This window comes from Nostoc sp., assembly GCF_036917355.1.
In the GTDB taxonomy this organism is placed as follows: domain Bacteria; phylum Cyanobacteriota; class Cyanobacteriia; order Cyanobacteriales; family Nostocaceae; genus Nostoc.
Genome location: NZ_JBALDP010000065.1, coordinates 71451 through 92452, shown reverse-complemented (window position 1 = coordinate 92452; position 21002 = coordinate 71451). Strand labels below are relative to the sequence as shown.

At 41.6% G+C, this 21002-nt stretch carries 18 protein-coding genes; 12 read left to right on the top strand and 6 right to left on the bottom strand.

Annotated elements, in window-relative coordinates:
- The first annotated feature begins 200 nt into the window (after nt 1-200).
- The 4 genes from V7K53_RS21620 to V7K53_RS21605 all read left to right on the top strand — a co-directional run bounded on the left by V7K53_RS21620 (nt 201) and on the right by V7K53_RS21605 (nt 4949).
- The gene (locus V7K53_RS21620) at nt 201-524 is read left to right on the top strand and encodes a YnfA family protein (RefSeq protein ID WP_094350754.1); all 324 of its coding nucleotides are present in this window, start codon (nt 201-203) and stop codon (nt 522-524) included.
- Nucleotides 525-1249: 725 nt separating this feature from the next.
- A complete protein-coding gene (locus V7K53_RS21615) occupies nt 1250-2602 on the top strand; it encodes an ammonium transporter (RefSeq protein WP_442940506.1) in 1353 nt (450 codons plus the stop codon).
- Nucleotides 2603-2757: 155 nt separating this feature from the next.
- Nucleotides 2758-3624 carry an SGNH/GDSL hydrolase family protein gene (locus tag V7K53_RS21610; protein ID WP_335199595.1) on the top strand — a complete coding sequence of 289 codons (867 nt, stop codon included), beginning with the start codon at nt 2758-2760 and terminating at the stop codon, nt 3622-3624.
- A 116-nt stretch (nt 3625-3740) separates the two neighbouring features.
- On the top strand, nt 3741-4949 hold the full coding sequence (locus V7K53_RS21605) for a 4-hydroxy-3-methylbut-2-enyl diphosphate reductase (RefSeq protein ID WP_335199594.1): 1209 nt from the start codon (nt 3741-3743) through the stop codon (nt 4947-4949).
- A gap of 349 nt (nt 4950-5298) precedes the next feature.
- Here the strand turns inward: V7K53_RS21605 and V7K53_RS21600 are convergent, their stop codons facing one another.
- The 4 genes from V7K53_RS21600 to V7K53_RS21585 form a co-directional block, all read right to left on the bottom strand.
- Nucleotides 5299-5451, bottom strand: a complete 153-nt coding sequence (locus V7K53_RS21600) for a lmo0937 family membrane protein (RefSeq protein ID WP_334841545.1) — start codon at nt 5449-5451, stop codon at nt 5299-5301.
- 347 nt (nt 5452-5798) lie between these two features.
- Nucleotides 5799-8207, bottom strand: coding sequence for a glycoside hydrolase family 15 protein (locus V7K53_RS21595; RefSeq protein ID WP_335199593.1), 2409 nt, complete (start codon nt 8205-8207; stop codon nt 5799-5801).
- A gap of 73 nt (nt 8208-8280) precedes the next feature.
- Nucleotides 8281-9219, bottom strand: coding sequence for a cation diffusion facilitator family transporter (locus V7K53_RS21590; RefSeq protein ID WP_335199591.1), 939 nt, complete (start codon nt 9217-9219; stop codon nt 8281-8283).
- Nucleotides 9220-9381: 162 nt separating this feature from the next.
- Nucleotides 9382-10194, bottom strand: a complete 813-nt coding sequence (locus V7K53_RS21585; protein ID WP_335199589.1) for an SDR family oxidoreductase — start codon at nt 10192-10194, stop codon at nt 9382-9384.
- 1027 nt (nt 10195-11221) lie between these two features.
- Here V7K53_RS21585 and V7K53_RS21580 point away from each other — a divergent pair.
- From V7K53_RS21580 to V7K53_RS21545, 8 genes are all read left to right on the top strand, one after another.
- A complete protein-coding gene (locus tag V7K53_RS21580) occupies nt 11222-11716 on the top strand; it encodes a DUF2231 domain-containing protein (protein WP_335006827.1) in 495 nt (164 codons plus the stop codon).
- Nucleotides 11713-12318 carry a DUF2231 domain-containing protein gene (locus V7K53_RS21575; protein ID WP_335199587.1) on the top strand — a complete coding sequence of 202 codons (606 nt, stop codon included), beginning with the start codon at nt 11713-11715 and terminating at the stop codon, nt 12316-12318. Before V7K53_RS21580 ends, V7K53_RS21575 begins: the two co-directional genes overlap by 4 nt.
- Before the next feature lie 32 nt (nt 12319-12350).
- The gene (locus tag V7K53_RS21570) at nt 12351-13274 is read left to right on the top strand and encodes a cytochrome c oxidase subunit II (protein ID WP_335199585.1); all 924 of its coding nucleotides are present in this window, start codon (nt 12351-12353) and stop codon (nt 13272-13274) included.
- Nucleotides 13264-14919, top strand: a complete 1656-nt coding sequence (gene ctaD, locus V7K53_RS21565) for a cytochrome c oxidase subunit I (RefSeq protein WP_335199584.1) — start codon at nt 13264-13266, stop codon at nt 14917-14919. Before V7K53_RS21570 ends, ctaD begins: the two co-directional genes overlap by 11 nt.
- Nucleotides 14920-15109: 190 nt before the next feature.
- Nucleotides 15110-15775 (top strand): cytochrome c oxidase subunit 3, encoded by a 666-nt coding sequence (locus V7K53_RS21560; protein WP_335199583.1) that lies wholly within the window; start codon nt 15110-15112, stop codon nt 15773-15775.
- 38 nt (nt 15776-15813) lie between these two features.
- A complete protein-coding gene (locus V7K53_RS21555; RefSeq protein WP_334841529.1) occupies nt 15814-16059 on the top strand; it encodes a hypothetical protein in 246 nt (81 codons plus the stop codon).
- A gap of 153 nt (nt 16060-16212) precedes the next feature.
- Nucleotides 16213-17580 carry an NAD(P)/FAD-dependent oxidoreductase gene (locus tag V7K53_RS21550; RefSeq protein ID WP_335199582.1) on the top strand — a complete coding sequence of 456 codons (1368 nt, stop codon included), beginning with the start codon at nt 16213-16215 and terminating at the stop codon, nt 17578-17580.
- Between the two features lie 413 nt (nt 17581-17993).
- On the top strand, nt 17994-18404 hold the full coding sequence (locus V7K53_RS21545; protein WP_335199581.1) for a peptidoglycan-binding domain-containing protein: 411 nt from the start codon (nt 17994-17996) through the stop codon (nt 18402-18404).
- Between the two features lie 40 nt (nt 18405-18444).
- Here the strand turns inward: V7K53_RS21545 and V7K53_RS21540 are convergent, their stop codons facing one another.
- Nucleotides 18445-18882: an ISAs1 family transposase gene (locus tag V7K53_RS21540; protein WP_335199580.1), complete on the bottom strand. Its 438-nt coding sequence runs from the start codon at nt 18880-18882 to the stop codon at nt 18445-18447.
- Between the two features lie 439 nt (nt 18883-19321).
- Complete coding sequence (locus tag V7K53_RS21535) at nt 19322-20815, bottom strand: catalase (protein WP_335199579.1); 1494 nt, start codon at nt 20813-20815, stop codon at nt 19322-19324.
- Between the last annotated feature and the right edge of the window lie 187 nt (nt 20816-21002).

Below are 21002 nucleotides of genomic sequence, written 5' to 3'. Positions count from 1 at the left end.
AAACTCAGTAACCGGAGGAGGAGAGGGACAGAAAAGAGAGGAGAAGTTGCAGTAAGTTTCCCCTTTGCCTCTTTGCACCTCTGCCTCTTGTGCCCTATGCCCAATTTGGTCAACAAACTTACCTTTAATTAATGACAATAGTTTACTTAAAAGCGTTAGCGTAATTTTACTGAGTTATATGTTGTTAAATAATCGATCAAATGATTAAGTCCCTGCTGTATTTTTTGTGGGCTGGTTTATTGGAAATTGGGGGCGGCTACTTAATCTGGTTGTGGTTGCGCGAAGGTAAGCCGTCCTGGTTGGGCATATTGGGGGGAATTGCTTTAGCCTTCTATGGGGTTATTGCAACTCTCCAACCAACAAATTTTGGCAGAGTCTATGCGGCTTATGGCGGCGTGTTTATTGCAATGGCAATGCTTTGGGGTTGGAAGGTAGACGGGGTAACTCCAGACCGCTACGACTTAATCGGAGTATGTTTAGCTTTAGTGAGTGTTTTAATTATCATGTTTGCTCCCAGAACTTAAGTAAAATTTCTAGATTATTTTGAACTTTTATAGTGTTCCCTTTTAAACAGATAATAATCTCACGCAAAATTGCAAAAGTTTTTTCGCAACTAACCTGTTAAAAGCAGTCATCTGGATATCTACGTGTTGATGCGGGAGATATGAGAACTCATGATGCAGCATTTGCCACTACATAAGGTATATTTCTCCCAACCCTCATGCTACTTGCTTCTCCCTTCTCTAAAAGAAGATCGCGATCGCACGAGTAAGATATTTCTGTACCTCATATTGGCATAGCCTCTGTCTTTAACAGGGTGTTCGCGTTCGTAGAGAAGTTGAAATCTGCTGCATATTTGGGCGAATTATCTGAAAATACTGACAATAATTTACAATGCTCGTCAAATATCACAATTATTTTGGTTTGTAACAGTAAGTAACTAAAAATTCGTAATTTTGTCCGGTTTGAATAAAGTACTATTCTTCTATTCTTCAAAAAAAAAGATGCAATGTAATGATTGCGTGTTTATACGCTAATTTAAATCTTGGCAACTACAAATCAGGATTATATTTTTGTTAACATTTCAAGAAAATTCAGGTTAAGTAACTTTCAAGACAAAAATGTGTCAATAAAAGTAATCAAATGTAGTTAAGGATACAAATTGTTGGTGCTTAGGAAGAAAAAAAAAGTGTTGAAGAAAGTTGTGATGATTGGAGCTATCACCCTACTATTTTTAGGAGGGCCGTTGATGGGCAATGCTTTTGCCCAAACCCCAACTGCTGCCCCGCCTACTGCTGATACCGGAGACACAGCATTTATGCTGATTTCAGCAGCACTTGTGCTGCTAATGACACCAGGATTGGCGTTTTTCTATGGTGGATTTGTGCGATCGCGCAACGTCCTAAACACATTGATGATGAGCTTTGTGTTAATGGCAATCGTCGGAGTTACCTGGATTCTGTGGGGCTATAGTCTTTCCTTTGCGCCAGGTTTACCGTTTATCGGTGGATTGCAATGGCTGGGGTTGAATGGTGTCGGGTTAGAGATAACCGATTATCTTAAAGGGTCAAACCCGCCGGAAGTCGTCTCTTATGCCGGAACAATACCCCATCAGGCATTCACGATCTACCAGGCCATGTTTGCCATTATCACCCCAGCTTTGATTTCTGGAGCGATCGCAGAGCGGATGAGTTTCCGCGCCTATTCGCTGTTTGTGCTCCTGTGGTCAACCTTTGTTTACGCTCCCCTGGCCCACATGGTCTGGGCGAAAGGTGGATTTTTAGGTTTGTATGGTGGATTAGGTGCCCTGGACTTTGCAGGTGGCACAGTAGTTCATATTAGTTCTGGGGTTTCAGCCCTGGTAGCTGCGATCGTCCTTGGTCCTCGCAAAACCCATCCCGATCGCCTTAGTCCGCCGCACAATGTTCCTTTCATTTTATTGGGTGCTGGCTTGTTGTGGTTTGGTTGGTTCGGTTTCAACGCTGGGAGCGCCCTATCTGTTGCTAGTGGAACCTCTGGTAACTTAGTTACAAATGTGGCAACAACAGCCTTTGTCGCCACCAATACAGCGGCAGCAGCAGCGGCTTTAATGTGGCTAATTTTGGAGAGTGCTTTACGGGGTAAACCAACCGCCGTGGGAGCAGCTACAGGAGCCGTTGCTGGTTTAGTGGGCATCACTCCCGCCGCCGGATTTGTCACACCGCTATCAGCGATTTTAATTGGTTTCATCACCGCCTTTGTTTGCTTCTATGCCATCAGTTTCAAGCACAAGCTACAAATTGACGATGCTTTAGATACCTTTCCCGTGCATGGGGTTGGTGGTACGATAGGGGCAATTTTAACGGCTATCTTTGCCACTACTCAAGTCAATGGAGCAGGTAAAGACGGAGTGCTGCGTGGTAATTTTGGTGAATTGGGAGTTGAACTAGTAGCAATTGCCGTTGCTTATGCGATCGCAGGTGTTGGTACGTGGATTATTCTCAAAGTTATCGATGCTACAGTCGGGCTGCGAGTCAAAGAGGAAGCAGAATTGCAAGGTTTGGATATCAACGAACACGGTGAAGAAGGTTACAACTCCGAGTTTGGCGATCGTCCTACTTAGTAATTAGTGCTGAGTTAGGAGTTAGGAGTTAGGAGTTAGGAGTTAGGAGTTAGTCTGTTTGCTTCCCCTTCTCCTCACTTTCCACTTGAAGATTGGGTAATTTGCGATCGCTAGCGTTAAAATTTGATTCAAATAATTGGTAAATTTCGCTAGTCGTGTCTACATCTGCAAAAACCTTTCCTATCTGGGCATTTTTCTCGCTGTTAACCAACGGCATCTTAATGTTGGCGGTCATTCTGCTAATTTGGCAACAGCAGAGATTGGCCGCTTTTTTTGGGATAATCGCATCCCCACAGCCAATCAACCTGAACAACTCACCGCAAATTGCTACACCTGATTTAGGTCGCCGTCACCAACTCACTTATCAAGAGTGGGTAGATATCCTCAACCAAGAAGCCAAGGTCGCTGCTGACCAACATCCTCCGCATTTAACTATCCTGGCGGGAGATTCCCTAAGTTTGTGGTTTCCCCCTGAGTTATTACCCGAAGGTAAAAATTGGCTCAATCAAGGAATTTCTGGCGAAACCAGCAATGGACTCTTAAAAAGATTAAAAATATTTGACCGCACCCAGCCAGAGGTGATTTTTGTGATGATTGGCATTAATGACCTAATTCGGGGCATGGGCAATGGAGAAATTTTAGATAATCAGCGACAAATTATCAATTACCTACAAAAGACGCACCCCACAGCACAAATTGTTGTCCAATCGATTTTGCCACATGGGGCAGAAGCAGCAACTTGGAAAGGACGAGATAAACTTCTGGCTGTTGCCAATAGTCGTATTCGCGAGTTGAATCAGCAGCTGCAAAGCATATCTACCAAAAAAGGTGTGAAATATCTCGATTTACATCCCCTGTTTACCAATAAGCAAGGAAATCTCCGCCGCGAATTTACTACTGATGGCTTACACTTAAGTCCTGAAGGCTATATGGTTTGGCGTTCTGCATTGCAGATTTATAGTGAGATTGAATTAAAACCCCAGCAAGAAAAAGAAGGGAAAAGGTTAAAGGGTAAAGGGTAAAGGCATTAAATCCTTTTCCCTTTGCCCCTCTCTGATAATATCTTTGAATACAACTCTGTATTAATCGCGTCTAGGCGCGAGAAAATAAGAAATAGTGAGTTTAAGTAGAAAATCTAATGGATACAAAAGCTTTTAAGCGCAGCCTCCAACATTCAGAAAATTACAATCGCAAGGGCTTTGGTCATCAAGCAGAAGTTGCCACCCAGTTGCAATCTGAGTATCAGAGTAACTTGATTCAGGAAATTCGCGATCGCAATTACACTCTGCAACGGGGTAATGTGACAATCCGACTAGCACAAGCCTTTGGCTTTTGCTGGGGTGTAGAACGGGCTGTGGCTATGGCCTACGAAACTCGTCAGCACTTCCCCACAGAACACATCTGGATTACTAACGAGATTATCCACAACCCTTCTGTAAATCAGCGGATGCAGGAGATGGAAGTACAATTCATCCCCATTGAAGGAAAGAATAAAGACTTTTCTGTTGTCGGAATTGGTGATGTGGTCATATTACCCGCTTTTGGGGCTAGCGTTCAAGAAATGCAGATACTTCACGATAAAGGCTGCAAAATTGTTGATACAACTTGTCCTTGGGTATCTAAAGTTTGGAATACAGTAGAAAAGCACAAAAAAATCGATTATACATCAATAATTCACGGTAAATATAAGCACGAAGAAACAGTTGCGACTAGTTCTTTCGCTGGCAAGTATTTAATTGTGTTGAATTTGCAAGAAGCAGAATATGTTGCTGACTATATTATCAATGGTGGCAACCGTGAAGAATTTTTAACAAAATTTGCGAAAGCTTGTTCAGCAGGATTTAACCCCGATCGCGATTTAGAAAGAGTTGGCATTGCTAACCAAACTACAATGCTTAAAGGCGAAACTGAGCAAATAGGCAAGCTTTTTGAGCGGACTATGTTACAGAAGTATGGGCCCACTGAGTTAAATCAGCATTTCCAAAGCTTCAACACCATTTGTGATGCCACTCAAGAACGGCAAGATGCCATGCTGGAATTAGTGGAACATAATTTAGATTTGATGGTAGTAATTGGTGGGTTTAATTCCTCGAATACTACTCAGTTGCAACAAATTGCCTTTGAGCGAGGAATTCCTTCTTATCATATTGATACTGTTGAACGCCTGAAATCAGCATATTCTATTGAACATCGGCAATTAAATGGGCAGTTAATAACTACAGAAAACTGGTTGCCTGATGGGGAAATTGTTGTAGGTATTACTTCTGGCGCTTCTACCCCAGATAAGGTAGTAGAAGATGTAATTGAGAAGATTTTTAGATTAAAAGCAACGGCAGCACTGGTTTAAAAGTTCTCAGAGGGACTTTCAAATAAAAAGCATCCAATTACTTATGAGGTGGGCAGCATTCGCCTGAACGTAGCCGAAGTCTTGCCCGCCTTACAAAAGTATTTTTGCTGTAATAATCCCTGCTTTGAAATAAATTTACTGTGTCTTGGCAGCTGGTTATTTTGGATGATTTACTGCACAGAAAGCATTACTGAGATTGTTAAAAAGTATCAAAACAATTATGGAGATTATTTGTTTGCAATTGCCAAGATAATGAGTGAGGTACAAGAACTGCATCCTTAACCTTTCTTCGCAAGCGAGGAAGGGAGTCTAATGTACCTTCACCATGACGAGGAAATGCTATATATCTTCACACATCGCGCGCTTTGAAAAAATTATAGATAGCAAGGCCAATAGCTATAAGTAGCACTGCATGAATGAGATTTCCGGCAATATGAAGTGCCAGTCCTAATGCCCAAAAAGCAACGAGTATAACAACAATACCCCAAAGTATACTCAACATATTATTTGTTCTGAATTAAATCAGTTTTAATTTATTCAAATATTTTACTCCCTAGCTTCACTTTTATCTATTTGCCTTAAGAAAGATTCCTTTGAGTGAGGCGCACAGTCATTTGCTATGCTTAATCTTTCGTTACTATTTAATTAGATAAAGATAACGGTTCTGAACTGTCAGTTAACTGTCCCCATCACTACAGACTTCTTGCAGAAGTAGGAAAAAGGTGAAAGGGGAAAGGGTAAAGGTATGGAATTTTCCCTTACCCTTTAACCTTTAACATCCACCCCAACATCTTGGCATTTGCTACTTTTGCAAGATGTCTTACCTCAAGCGACAGGATTGCTCTATAGTCAGAGTCTCTGGGAGTCAACTGCAATCGTATAATTGCGTTGTTCCCATTTACTGCTTTCAATCCAGAAAAAGGTAAAGCTGATTGTCTGTTGCTGCTTATCAGAAACAGAAATATCTACAAAATTCACTCCTAACTTTGTAGAAGTAGAAAGCGTATCTTGTGTGGTTTGCCAATCATCATCTGACCAGTGCAATTGAAAAGATGCTAAAGCGTGAATTCGCAATATTTGACCTTTTTTAACTTGGCTGATTTGTCGGTTAAACTTCCAAATTTCCAATGATTTACACTGCTTTCTTTCGCCTAAATAGCGATTTGCCACCTCTGGAATAAAATCAAACACCTTTCCGTCATCAGTTGACCGTAGCAGCTTGATATACTCTGCGTGCGCCCACATTAAAGGCATCGCTGAACCTGTTGGTTTTCCTAAATACATATAGATATCAGGGATATCTGCCTCATCCCAAACCTGTTCTGGTAGCAAACAAGTGTCTGAAGCAAATCCTTCCATCGCCTTGATATATGTTTTGACATCGCCGCCAACAGCTAGTTCATAATGTCCTCGTTCTCCTGTCAACAGAGGCCAAGCGCGTCCCTTACCATAACCAGTATAAGCACTGCCGTCTTCTTGCTGTCCGTAACCGTCGTGGTTGTAACGATGCCAACAAGGCCCAGCAGGTGTATCTACTTTTAAAACTGCGTCAATTACTTTGACAGAATCAACAATAATCGGGTCATCAGGTTTGCGAATTCCATAACGTACTAATTGGAGAAATCCGCCATCGACAATTTCCTTGGCTGGAAATTCTGCTGGTTCGCTAGGTGGTTGACTGCTGATAAAAAGAGTTCCTTGGTTAGGATTTTCGTTGGGGTGAGGATTATTAATATCTGTAGGAGTAATTCGGATATAGTGCCGTTTGATCCCAGGAACTAAAGTTCCTTCAGTAGTAACTGTCCAAGCTTCAATGTGACATTCTAAAAAATCAGCGTATTCTTCTATAAACTTTGCTGTTGCTTCATCGCCACGTTCGCGAACAAATTGAGCAGCACAGATTAAGGCGGCAATATTGGATGCTAGTGTTGATGGTGAATAACCACTGTTTTCTTCCCAACGTTCTTGTTGGGTAGCGGGGCCGTGACGAATTAAATAACCCGCCGCCCGCAAAACCATCGGATAAATATCGAATTTTAAACAAGTCTTCTGCTGGTGCAATAGCCATGCTAGAAGAATCGGAAATGCCACCTCATCTAGTTGAATACCTTGCCAGTAAGGTTTACCATCAACCCAGAAATTTTGGGCAAAACCGCCATCTTCCTGCTGGCTGGTTGCAAGATAAATTAGCGATCGCACTGCTGTTTCTGTTTCACCAGCAGCCACTAAACCTGATACACTGCTAACCATATCCCGCGTCCAGACAAGGTGATATCCTCCTTGGTCTTGGTCGTTTTTGGCTTCACCCCAAGGGATCGCCAGGGATGCAATCAACGCACCGGGATAAGTTTTGTCTTCATGTGCTAACAACAAACTAATGCTGTTGTGATACAACTTTCCATCATTGTATGAAACACATTCTAGCGGTCGGATATTGCGGCGCGATCGCTTCCACTGTTCGTTGTATTGCTGCTTCTGCTGCTCAAAAGGAATATTAAGCGACTGAAATAGCGTGGAAATTGCATTATGCAAGTTCGTACCAAACGCCAGTCCTAAAGTAAACTCTTTAGTGCTATCTAAATTTAATTTTCCAGTCAAAGCAAGATTGCCATCTACAGCATTATCAAACTCCCAATCCATCTGGAAATTATCAGCTAAATCTGTCCAACCATCACTTTCACCGACGTAACCACAAGAAAGGCGGGTAAAGGGAACTGTTGCACCCAGCGCTAGGCATGTTCCTTGTTTCTCGGCTATCAAAATACGATGCCCAGCAACCTCTACAGCGTAACCATTATTACCCATACCTTCAACATCCAGATGCGGCGCACACAAAGCATATAAATGGAGTTGGGAGATAAAATCGCTCTCTCCTGTTAATGTGGTGTGCTGTAAGATACAAGGAAAATGCGGGTCGGCAATCACTTCTTTGATTACGGCATAACGTCCTTGGGGATCGGAATTAGTAATATGGAATCCTAAACCATGAGTCCACATCGGTTCTACTTTGGATTCGAGATGGCGTTTCTCTTCGTGGAAAAAGCTTTTGCCATCAGAAATTAGATACTGCAAATCCCGAATTTGGGGTTTGTCTACTGTGGGATGGTAGATTTCAGTGACAATACCGTTCCAAAGAGTAAACCAAATATTACTAGAGGTAGAGTAAGCTGTTCCGACTCCATCTTTATTAGCATGAGTCCATCGAGGCTCAATACCGGGTGAGCCAAAAGCTTCTGCTTGACTAATAATCTTTACCATACTGCATTTTTGTGCCGATAAGCTTTGAGTGCATTTGGAAAATGCTGTGTTTGATATTTATGTGATTAAAAATTTATTGAGGAGTTGGCGAAAATTTACGAGCGGCAGTTAAGGATTTTGCTTCAATAAAAATTTGTTTGATTTCAGGATGCTTTTGGCGAATTTTTACTTCTAAACTTTCTACAGATAAGGCTATTTCCTCACCTGTAAGATTTTTAGAAAATTGGATTTCTAAGTTGAGTAATACTTCCTGTGGAGCAAGCTGCATTGTTAGTACACGTACAACTTCTTGCACTCCTGGTTCTGTTTTTGATAGAGAGCGGATATTGGCTATGGTTTGAGGATTAGCACTTTCACCAAGTAACAATCCTTTACTTTCTCTCGCTAGTACCACTGCTACTATAGCCAAGATAATGCCAATAATAATTGAGGCAATGCCATCAAAATAAACATTATTAAATAGATGTCCTAAGAAAATTCCGATTAAGGCAACAAATAAACCTAAAATTGCAGCAGTATCCTCAAATAATATGGTAAATACTGTGGGATCTTTACTGTTTTTGATTGCTTGCCAGAAATTTTGTTTCCCCTTGGTCGGCAAAAACTCTTTTAAAGCTACAGTCCAAGAATAACCCTCCAATAATATTGCCATACCTAACACAATATAATTCCACATTGGGTCTTCTAAAGGGCTAGGTTTAATTAAATGAGTGATTCCCTCATAAATTGACATCCCGCCGCCAAGGGCAAAGATCAGGATAGCAACGATGAAAGTCCAGAAATAAAGTTCTTGACCATAACCAAAGGGATGGCTATCATCTGCTGGCTTTTGGCTTCTCCGAATTCCCAGCAAAAGTACTAGTTGATCGCCAGTATCTACCACCGAATGAATCCCTTCAGATATCATGGCGGAACTGCCAGTAATGGAGGCGGCGATAAATTTAGTAATAGCGATCGCTAAGTTAGCGCCCATCGCTGCAAATATAGTTTTATGAGATGAATCAGATGCCATGAGAGTCAATAATAATTATGCAGAAACTTCTAATTCACCATCCAGATGGGTAATTTCCCATTAGGTTTGTTCGACATTGTGCCAAAACGTCTCCTACAGCCAAATTTAATCGTTGATTGTTATCAAAGCAGGATTAACAGTAACTTTTGTAGGCATTATCAATTAACCATTGTCTGCAAAACCTGGATACAAGGTCATACCACCGTCTACAAAAAGAGTTGTACCATAGACATAATCAGAGTCATCAGAAGCTAACCAAACCGCTGCTTTAGCGATATCTTCTACATCACCCACACGTTTTGCTGGAATCAGTTTTAATAACTTTGCTTCTGCCTCTGGAGTATCCCAAGCTGATTTATTAATGGGAGTTTTGATTGCACCAGGGGCAATACTATTAACGCGAATTTTATGGGGTGCAAGTTCTTGAGCAATACTTTGCATCATCATATTTATACCACCCTTACTCGCAGCATAATTAACATGACCTGCCCAAGGAATTACCTGATGTACTGAACTTATACAAATAATCTTACCTGCGGCAGATGAAATATCGGGCTGTACACCCCTGCGTAAGAATTCCTTTGCAGCTTCCCGCGCACATAAGAATTGTCCTGTCAGATTCACCTCAATAACTCTATTCCATTGATCGAGGGTCATATCTACAAACGGTGAATCTTTTTGAAGACCTGCATTGTTTACCAAAATGTCAATAGTGCCGAATTGCTCGATTGTCTGGCTAAACATCGCCTTTATTTCGTCTTCTTTGCTGACATCAGCTTGAATAGCAAATGCTTCACCATTAGCCGCTTTGATCTCATCAACAAGTTCTTGGGCTGACTCAGATCCCGAATGATAATTGATCGCGACTGCTGCACCTGATAAAGCTAAATAACGAGCGATCGCTTGACCAATGCCAGAACTAGCACCAGTCACAAGTGCTTTTTGACCTTTGAGCAGGTAAGGGGAATAGCTCATAATGCTTTCGATATTTTTAAAACTTGTATTCGTTGTGAATATCTCAATATTTGCAAGACCTTCATGATATTTTTGCTTTTTGCGCGTAGCCTTACCCTGACGATTTTAATTTTCTTTCAAATCAGGAAATTCTGGATTAAAAAAGTTTTGCTTCCTTATGATTTTAAAAATCTTTAGTATTTTTCTAATCTATCTAGAGAAAGATAACCAGCATGTTTTTTACTAAAAAATATTGAAATCATTTGTCATTTCTGTGACAAGAGTATGTTTTTATTTTTAAGATTTGTAAAAATATGATTTTCAAGCTTATATCAATCTCAAGAAAAATTTATGGTATATTCAAAACAAGTTTGATTATTGATTAAAGTAAATTTTTTAGTTAATAAAGCTAAGATTTAAGATGACCTAAAGAAGAGAACCATATAAGAGGATGTTTGAAAAGTCCTCTTGTCGGTAGCAAAATGTTCTAGATACCCCTAAATCCCTCTTGTAAAGCTACGGTGTACACATAAGTTATGGAATTACCCCTCCCTAACCCTCCCCTTATAAAGGGGAGGGAACTAGATTTTCCGGTTTCCACCCTTTATAAGGGGGCATTAAGGGGGGTAAGAGAGGATCTAAAAGTGCCCTAAAATCAAAGTGAAACACTTTTCAAACAACCTCTAAGACGTTAAAAAATTTTTAGCCGTCTCTCAAGCCTTTGATTAGATTTGCTATTAGCAATCCCAGCCAATAAAAATAAAATGTTTAGTTTTTGTAAATACCAATCAAGATATGATACCAAGCAGAAATATAGTGGTTTTAGTGAGTTTTGACCTTTGGAGAAAATAATTACTGAAAAATAGTAATTATGTATTTTTGATTTCAAAAGCTACTTAAAAAATTGCAGCGCATCGGAAATTGTCAATGTTTTTTAATTGGTTGAACTGTGACGTTAGCACAGTATTCTGGAAAATATGAATGGTGCGTTAAGCAGATGGCAATTCCATGCAACGCATATATATTTAGACCCATGAAGGAGAAAGCGATGCCTGCTCTGTCTCTGAATAACCAAAATTTACCATACCCTGACCCTCTACATCCGATCGTTGTTCATTTCGTAATCGCGATGGTGCTTTTTTCTTTCGTGTGTGATGTGCTGGGTTATTTTACCCGTAACGTGCGGTTGTTTGAAGTGAGTTTCTGGAATATGTTTGTGGCCTCAGCAGCTATCTTTTTAGCGGTGATTCTTGGTCAGTTTGAAGCAGGTCTGGCGAACATTTACCCAGCAGTCCAACCAACACTGAATTTTCATACGGTGATGGGTTGGTCGCTGGCGGCTATTGTTGTTGGCATTACAGCTTGGCGTTTCGTGATTCGCAAACGCACTCCACGGAAAGTACCGCCAGCTTACTTGGGTGCTGCAACGTTTTTAGTATGCTTAGTGTGCTTGCAAGTCTATCTAGGAAGCAAGCTAGTTTGGGTGTATGGGTTACACATCGAGCCAGTTGTGCAAGCGATGAAGCAGGGAGTTGCACCATGAACTGGCAACTGATTGACCAGTTGAGATTGAGGCTGAATGCCAACGGATTACCTTATGAGATTCCAATACATCCGCAATTTGTGCATCTAACATTGGGTTTATTCATTCTTGCGATTATTTTTGATATTGCCGGAGCGCTTTTTGCTTTAGAAAAACCAATCTTCAAATTTTTGGGTTTGCCTACCCTGCGTTCTGGTTTTTTTGATGTCGGCTGGTATAACCTCATAGGAGCAGCTTTTATCAGCTTTTTCACCGTTGCAGCTGGTTTTTTCGAGCTACTGCTAGCCAATCCACCAATCGATCAAAAGAGCGTTTGGGGGTTAACTGCTGGTTGGACGATGCTTTTGCATGGTTTAGGTGGCGTTTTGCTGTTGGGAGCGATTGCAGGCATGACAATATGGAGAGGTTTGCAACGCTATCGCTGGCGCAAGGATGCTTCTAGGCAGGTGCAGTGGAGTTACTTATTAGCAGGTATTGCAATATTGGGCATCTTGTTTGTCCACGGAACTTTGGGGGCGCAATTGGGAGAAGAGTTTGGAATTCACGTTACTGCTGCGAAGTTACTCCAAGAAGGTAAAAACCCAAATTTACTACTCAAATAATCAAGTGGGAAGTACTCTTAGATGAAATTATTATGTTTAGTTTTTGGGAATATGTACTAATAGCGTTTTATGTAGCAGGGCTGCTAATTGTCAGTCGATGGATTGGACAACAGGCATTTTCTTGGATGCCTCCCCAGGCGACAGCAGAAGCACAACGGGTAGATGATTTATTTAGCTTTTTAGTCTCAATTGGAGCATTTATCTTGCTGGGGCTTGTTGGTGTTATCGTGTATGCGATCGCCTTTCATCGCGCCCGTCCAGAAGACTACAGCGAAGGACACCCTTCTAGAGGTAATGGGAAGTTAGAAATATTGTGGACAGCGACCCCAACTTTATTAGTAATATGGATTGCCTTTCAAAGCTTCAATATTTATCAGCAATTAAATATTCTCGGTTTAAACCAAATTGTGCATTTGCACGCGCCCCTAGAATCTGCACCCGCCTACGCTGCAACCGTTAGCGATGTCCCCAAACCTGCATCTGAAACAATTGATGTTTTTGCTAGGCAATGGGATTGGTCTTTCCACTATCCAAATAATCTTACCAGTAAGGAATTACACTTGCCGCTCAATCGCAGCACTCGGTTAAAGATGCAAGCAGAGAAAGTAATCCACGGTTTCTACGTTCCTGAGTTTCGCTTAAAGCAGGATATTGTTCCAGGGCGGAACATTGACATTGTGCTAACACCCATTCGCCCAGGTAAATATCGGCTGAAAGATTCTCAATTCAGTGGTACTTATTTTGCCTTGATGGAAGCAGATGTATACGTTGAATCCCTCGATCGGTATAACCAGTGGCTCGCGCAAACAGTGTCTAACGAAACTACAAATACTAAAAATCAGGCAATTGCCGAAAATATCCAACCACCAAAGACATTATTCAAAAGCGGCTGGTACACAGTCGCACCGGCTCAACCTGCTGTAGCGAATCAAAGGAAGATAAATAATGACACATGATTTGAGTGAAGCTATAGCCAACAATAGAGAACCTGAGAATAACTGGCGGGAATATTTCAGCTTCAGTACTGACCATAAGGTAATCGGCGTTCAGTACATGGTGATGACCTTCATTTTCTTTCTACTTGGCGGGCTGTTGGCGATGATTATCCGGGCTGAATTGCTCACCCCGGAAGCAAACTTAGTTGACCGCCCCCTTTACAATGGTTTGTTCACCATGCACGGGACAATCATGATTTTCCTGTGGATTATTCCCTTCAACGCAGGTCTTTCTAACTACCTAGTACCGCTGATGATTGGTGCGCGGGATATGGCTTTTCCCCTGCTCAACGCCATCTCTTTTTGGATTTTGCCACCAGCCGGTCTTCTGCTACTGTCTAGTTTCTTACTACCAAGCGGGACTGCACAAGCTGGTTGGTGGTCTTATCCACCAGTTAGTCTGCAAGTTCCAGCCGGTCAGTTGATTAACGGTCAATTTATTTGGATAGTTAGCCTAGTACTAATCGGCATCTCTTCAATTATGGGGGCTGTCAACTTTGTTACTACTATCTTTTGGATGCGATCGCCAGGGATGACATTTTTTAGAATGCCCGTCTTTGTGTGGTCAGTTTTTAGCGCCCAGTTGTTGCAGCTAATTAACTTACCTTCTTTGACAGGTGCATTGATACTCCTGTTGCTTGATCTCTCCTTCGGTACACAATTTTTTAAACCGGAAGGAAGTGGCGATCCCATCATTTACCAACATTTATTTTGGTTCTACTCTCATCCCGCAGTGTATATCATGGCGCTACCAGCCTTCGGTATTATTGCGGAAGTTCTCCCAGCCTTTTCTCGCAATCCTCTATTTGGCTATCGGTCAGTTGCTCTTGCTTCTTTAGGTATTGCTGTAGTCAGCATCTTCGTTTGGGTGCATCACATGTTCACCAGTGCAACCCCCGGCTGGATGCGGATGACTTTCATGGCCACCTCAATGTTAGTTGCCATACCCACAGGTGTTAAAGCATTCGCTTGGACTGCCACAATCTGGAGGAGCAAGTTGCACCTAGAGACACCAATGCTATTTGCGATGGGAGGTGCAGCAATGTTTATTTTTGGCGGTGTCACTGGTGTAATGCTTGCCGCTACGCCATTTGATATCCACGTCAATAATACTTACTTTGTCGTGGGTCACTTCCATTACATCGTTTTTAATACCATCACAATGGCAATCTTTGCCGGAATTTACTTCTGGTTTCCCAAAATAACTGGCAGGATGTACGCCGAGGGTTGGGGTAAGCTGCATTTCTGGTTGACCTTTATTCCTGCCAATATCACCTTTTTCTCTATGCATCCGTTAGGTTTGCAGGGGATGTTACGGCGAATATCCTCCTACGATCCCCAGTATCAGGGATGGAATGTTATCGCTAGTCTGGGATCGTTCTTACTGGGAGCATCCACACTGCCCTTTATTGCTAACATTGTCAGTTCTTGGCTATATGGAGCGAAGGCAGTTAATAATCCCTGGCACGCGACAGGTTTGGAATGGACAACTTCTTCACCACCTCCGCGAGATAACTTTGAAGAGATTCCTGTTGTCACCAGACCTCCTTACGACTATGGCGATCCAAAATATTCATTCGTGGAAAATTCTGATAATGGTGAGTAATTTCGTTTCTTTATAAAGCCGCGCTAAATCCTAGCTTTTTTTTAATGCAAAGGTACGCGGAGGTTTTTGAAAGATAATTCGCTATGTCCGAAAAATCAGATACAACCTGAATTTATTAATTACGAATTACGAACTTGTACTGAGCGACTTGCCTTGAGCGAAGTCGAAAGGAGCCGAAGTATTACGAATTATGCAACATCGCAGCATCCATATAGATGAAAGTCCGATCCGTTTCGATCGGTGGCGGCGACGCTTACCGAATTGGTTACAGCGCTTTCTGCCAAGTGGTGGCGGGAGTCATGAAGATCATCATGGCAAAGGAATGTTCGGGTTTACTGTATTCCTATTGTCAGAAAGTATCATTTTTTTGAGTTTTATCTTTACTTATGTTGCTTTACGACTGAATACCAATAACTGGCTACCACCTGGTGTTTCTGGCCCGGAATTATCTAAACTCGTGATTATTAATACAGTAGTTTTACTTTCTAGTAGCTTTGTGATTCAACCAGCAGAAAATGCCCTCAAACGAAATCAATTGAGTAAATTTCGCGGGCTATGGCTGATAACGATCGCAATGGGAATTTACTTTTTAATTGGTCTATTAATTGAGTGGAAAAATCTCGATTTCAAGCTCACTACGGGATTAGTTGGTTCCACATTTTATTTACTAACAGGTTTCCACGGTTTACACGTTCTAGCGGGTGTTGTGCTTCAGATAATTATGCTGATTCGCTCATTCATTCCAGGCAATTATAATAAAACTCACTTTGGTACAAGTGCGGCTACTCTATTTTGGCACTTTGTTGATGTAGTTTGGGTCTTCCTTTTCTCGCTTCTCTACCTTTGGCGGGCATAAAGATTTTCAGTTCACTAAATATTTTCAGGAGTAACTTTATGAATTTATTCATCCAAGAATTACCAGCCTCAGAACTCGCGCCAAAAGCAGTTCAAGAAACTCCCGCACCAGGTAAAGATCCGCTAATTGCACAAGGGTTACAAAAAGAGCAATATATTGGCATTATTGGGCTAGCGATCGCTCTCATTGCTGCTGTGGGATTTTTTAGCCGCAGAGTCGAATACGCTATTGGTTTTGCTTTATTCCTCAGCGTCTTTTTAATTGCGTTATTTTTATTTATATAGCGAATTTGTCATTGGTCATTGGTCATTAGTATTTTCGTAAAAGTCTAAACTTAAGACTTTTTCTTTCCACTTCTGCGCCTTTGCGTGAGACGAAAAATCTGGATTTAAATGCGTAACATCCTAGAAAATTCCTGAGACTTTGGAGAATATTTTATGAACAGCCCAGTTTATCAAACTGTGATTCTTGGTGGTGGCTTCACTGGCTTATTTACAGCCTTACACTTAGCTCACGAACATTATCCTCGCTCTGTAATTTTGATCGATCGAAATGAAAGCTTTTGCTTTAAGCCATTACTCTACGAATATTTCAGTGGCGAGATGGATGCTTTTCAAGTAGTACCGCGTTTTGCAGAATTGCTTAAAGGTAGTGGTGTAATTTTTGTTCAAGATGCAGTGGAATCGATAGACTTGCATCAACAACAAGTCAAATTAGCTTCGGGAAACTCATACAACTATAGTAACTTAGTCTTAGCTTTGGGTAGTGTTACTGGTTATCATCATCTTGAAGGTGCTAAAGAATACGCTTTTCCTTTTTGGACAGAAGCAGATGCGATCGCTCTCGACCGGCATTTAGGCGATTGTTTGCAAAAAGCAATCAAAACTGAAGATGTAGAACAACGTCGTCAACTGCTAACAGTAGTTGTAGTTGGTGGTGGTGCAAGTGGTGTAGAAATGGCAGCCACCTTAGCTGATTTACTCCCACATTGGTATAGCGCTATGGGAGGAAATTCTAGTGAAATCCGGGTGGTATTGCTCAATCACGGTGAAGAAATCCTCAATGGTGATATTAACAATCCTCTGCGCACAATCGCTGAGAAAGAATTACAAAAACGTACGATTCCAATTGAAATACTTACGGGAGCAGAAGCTACTACTATTCATGCCAATGCCATTGAACATAAGCGCAATGAGCAAATTGAGACATTGCCAACATACACCGTAATCTGGACAGCTGGTACTTCTATTCACCCATTAATTAAAGATTTACCAATTTCTCAAGAACATCGCGATCGCCATAACCGCCTCCTAGTGACTCCTACAATGCAACTACTCGACTTTCCAGAAGTATTTGCAGGCGGGGATTGTGTAGCAGTTCAAGATAATTCACTACCGCCAACAGCCCAAGTTGCTTATCAGCAAGGAGCCAATATTGCCCAAAATTTGAAAGCATTAGCTTTAGGTGAAGACCTCAAACCAGTAAAAGTAAATATACGCGGAACTCTCTTAAAATTAGGTTTAAATGATGCTGCCGCTAACCTTTTCAATATTTTTGAAGTTGCAGGAGAATCCGGGCATTTAATTCGTCAAGGCACTTATTTAACGCTATTACCAACACCAATTCATGACTTTAAAGCAACAACTGAATGGGTGGATGAAGAGATTTTTCATCACCACCTCGATCCTCATGATGTTGGCAAAAAAGTTGTCCAAGCAGTGGAAGTGGTTGGCGCAGGAGTTATGGGCGTTTTAGCTGCCAGAAAATTATTGAAAATGTTGGGTTCGGAGGATAAAAGAGACTAGGGATTAGTAATCTATCAAGTTTAAATTGATGGGTAAATAAGTTCGTAGAGAAGGGGGTTTCCCCGATGAGCGACTAACGATAGCGTAGCGTTAGCGAGGTACGAGCGTCACCCGTTAAGTAAGGACTTTAGTGCTTAGAAAATAAGGACTAAAGTCCTTACTACAAACTCTTTATTACTAGCACAATTTCGTGCGACATAAATTTTAATACATTTAGTCATGGTTTTGTCACAATTTCGCAATAGCTTTGTCAATACGACGTGTGATGCTATAGCTCTGGCTTCGGAAATAGTCTCAGACTAAACCCACACACCAGAATCTACAGAGGAGAATCTCTTAAGGCACAGTACTTTATGAAGATGACTCTTCAAATAGAAATTGCAAAATCTCATACAGTTGAAAGGAACAAAAAAATGAATTGGAAAGTACTTGCTTTGCTCCCTGCTTTGACTCTAGCTACTGCTGTACCTGCTTACTCTTTAACTAATAATAAAAACCAAAATCCGAATACTGCTACCCACATTGCCCAAAGTACTCAGCAAAGCAACACTGTCAAAAAAGCTAATGCTGTACCAAAGCTTAATGCCAAGCACAAGTCTAATCATCTGGCAAAGCGTAGTACTGGTACTGTACTGACAGTAGGCAGCAGAGGAGAGACAGTGAAAACTGTTCAGAATTCTTTAAAGCAACAAGGATTCTATACAGGAAGTGTGAATGGTGTGTTTGATAACAAGACTCGTGCCGCTGCGATCAAATTTCAGAAGTCTAAGGGATTAAGAGCAGACGGAATAATTGGACGCAGAACTTTAGCAGCTCTTAAATAAAATTGTTGTCCCCTCCTCGCTCACTTGCGGCAGGGTGGTTTCATACAAAGAAAGAAAAAACCTTTTGGATTTGATTGACTAAAGCACGTTGAGCTTGAGGGATAGTACGAAAACCAAGAAATCTGGCAAGAGTGATGAAAAAATTATGTAAGATTGCCCAGTTAATTAGAGCATTACCACCTCTTCGCAGTGGAAAATCTTCTGAAAAAGTCACATCACGAACCCAATGGAGTCGGTTTTCAATTCCCCAATGTTTCTGGGTGTAGGTTAAAGCATCTTTAGCCGACACGATCTGACTACAAATATAGAACTGACGCTCTTGAAATGATTGACCATCACGGATACCAGAACGTTCAACTTGGACAAAACTTTTAAGTCCAGCCCATTGACTTTGTAATTTTTCTGGAGCCGCGAATACCTTACAACAACGCAAAACTTTGCGATCGTGAGTATCGTCTTCTATTGTAGTAGCGCTCAAAGGTTCCTGTGTCTGTGACTAAGTTTGAGCCATTTTATAGAGTGTCGGTTGATTTTCTTTTAATCCAATCAGGTAATCATTGCCACTAGTGACGATCAGCGATACAGTTTTTTTTGGCAGTGTAAAGCATCAAGAGTAAAAACAACTTGTTGACCACAAAACTCGGATGTTAATTGTTTTACGATCGCCACTTCACTAATTTTTTTGTTGGACATTGGTTGCATCCTAAGTACAATGCCTCGCTTATGACTATAAACTGATACTGTAATGATAAAGCCTTTTTCTGTTGCTGTTAGTTTTACGTTTAATTACCTCGATTTAGTTTATAAGTTAATCAAATGAATTTGCTTTAGGGCGGGCAAGACTTTCCTGCGGAACGCTACGCGAACGGCCTGAGCGCTCAGTCGAACGCTGCCCACCCCACAAAATTGGATAAGGCTTACCAGTTACCTACAGGTTGAGCATCATGAGAAAACATTGAGGGATCGATTGAAATGCCCAATCCTTCAGCTACACGACGACCATAAGAAATATCTGCCCGGAAGAAGTGGCAAAGTTGGCGCATTTGGATGTCCTCCCTTGCTTGAGAGAGACTACCGACAATATTTTTAGCAAGACGCTCCTGCTGCTCAGGAGTTAGTAACCGATACAGATTACCTGCTTGGGTGTAATCGTCGTTTCCTTCACGATGACTGTAACGATCGACTGTGACATCGCCCAAATGACTAGGTGGTTCTGCATAAGCTGGATTTTCTTTGGGCGTACCCTCAGCACTATTCGGTTCATAGTTAGGAACGCTACCGCCGTTGTTCCCCGATGCCATAAAGCCATCTCGCTGATAATGCATCACTGGACATTTGGGCTGGTTAACGGGTAGTTGCTGATAGTTACCACCCAAACGATACCGTTGAGCATCTGGGTAAGAAAAGATCCGAGCTTGCAGCATTTTATCTGGAGAGAAACTAACGCCAGGAACCACTGCACTAGGGCTAAAAGCGGCTTGCTCTACTTCGGCGAAATAATTCTCTGGGTTACGATTTAGCTCTAATATCCCGACTTCAATTAAAGGATATTCTCCTTGTTTCCAAACTTTGGTCAAGTCAAAAGGATTGTCAGGATGTTTTTCCGCTTGCTCCTCGGTCATCACCTGAATACACATCCGCCACTTAGGATAGTCTTTGTTAGCGATCGCTTCAAACAGATCGTGAGTCGCATGATCTGGATCTTCGCCCTTAATCTTAGCGGATTCTTCCTCAGTCAAGGTTTGATGCCCTTGCAGAGTCTTAAAGTGAAATTTGCACCAAACGCGATCGCCCTGAGCATTAATTAAACTGAAGGTGTGGCTACCAAAACCGTCCATGTGTCGATGGGTTTTGGGTATTCCCCGATCTGAAAAGAGGATCGTCACCTGGTGAAGCGATTCTGGACTGAGTGACCAAAAATCCCACTTTGCATTCTGGTCTTTGCAATTGGTTTGGGGATTGCGCTTTTGGGTATGGATAAAATCAGGAAACTTCAAAGGGTCGCGGATGAAGAAAATAGGGGTATTGTTACCTACAAGATCCCAGTTACCCTCCTCAGTATAAAACTTGAGGGAAAAACCTCTAGGGTCACGCTCGGCATCTGCTGAACCCTTTTCTCCGCCGACTGTAGAGAAACGCAAGAGAACTTCCGTTTTCTTGCCAATTTCAGAAAAAAGTTTCGCTTTACTGTAGCGGGTAATGTCATTGGTAATAGTCAAAGTACCATGAGCAGCCGCACCTTTAGCGTGAACAACCCTTTCAGGAATACGTTCTCTGTTGAAATGAGCCAGCTTTTCTATTAGGTGGAAATCCTGCATTAATACAGGGCCACGCGCTCCAGCTGTGAGTGAGTTCTGATTATCGCTAACTGGAATACCGTCAGCAGTTGTCAAATTTTGGGGTTCAGTCATGGGTAAAGAAGCTCTCCATGTAAGTTACTCAGATTGCCCACAGTACATTTTAGTCAGTAGATGGATGCCTACTGATAGAACAATCTAATTCATAGTCATAACGAGTTTATATAAAAATCATACTCGATATGACTATGAATTACAAGGAATTTTTTTGTATTTTGGTAAGATGTAGAGACGATATATC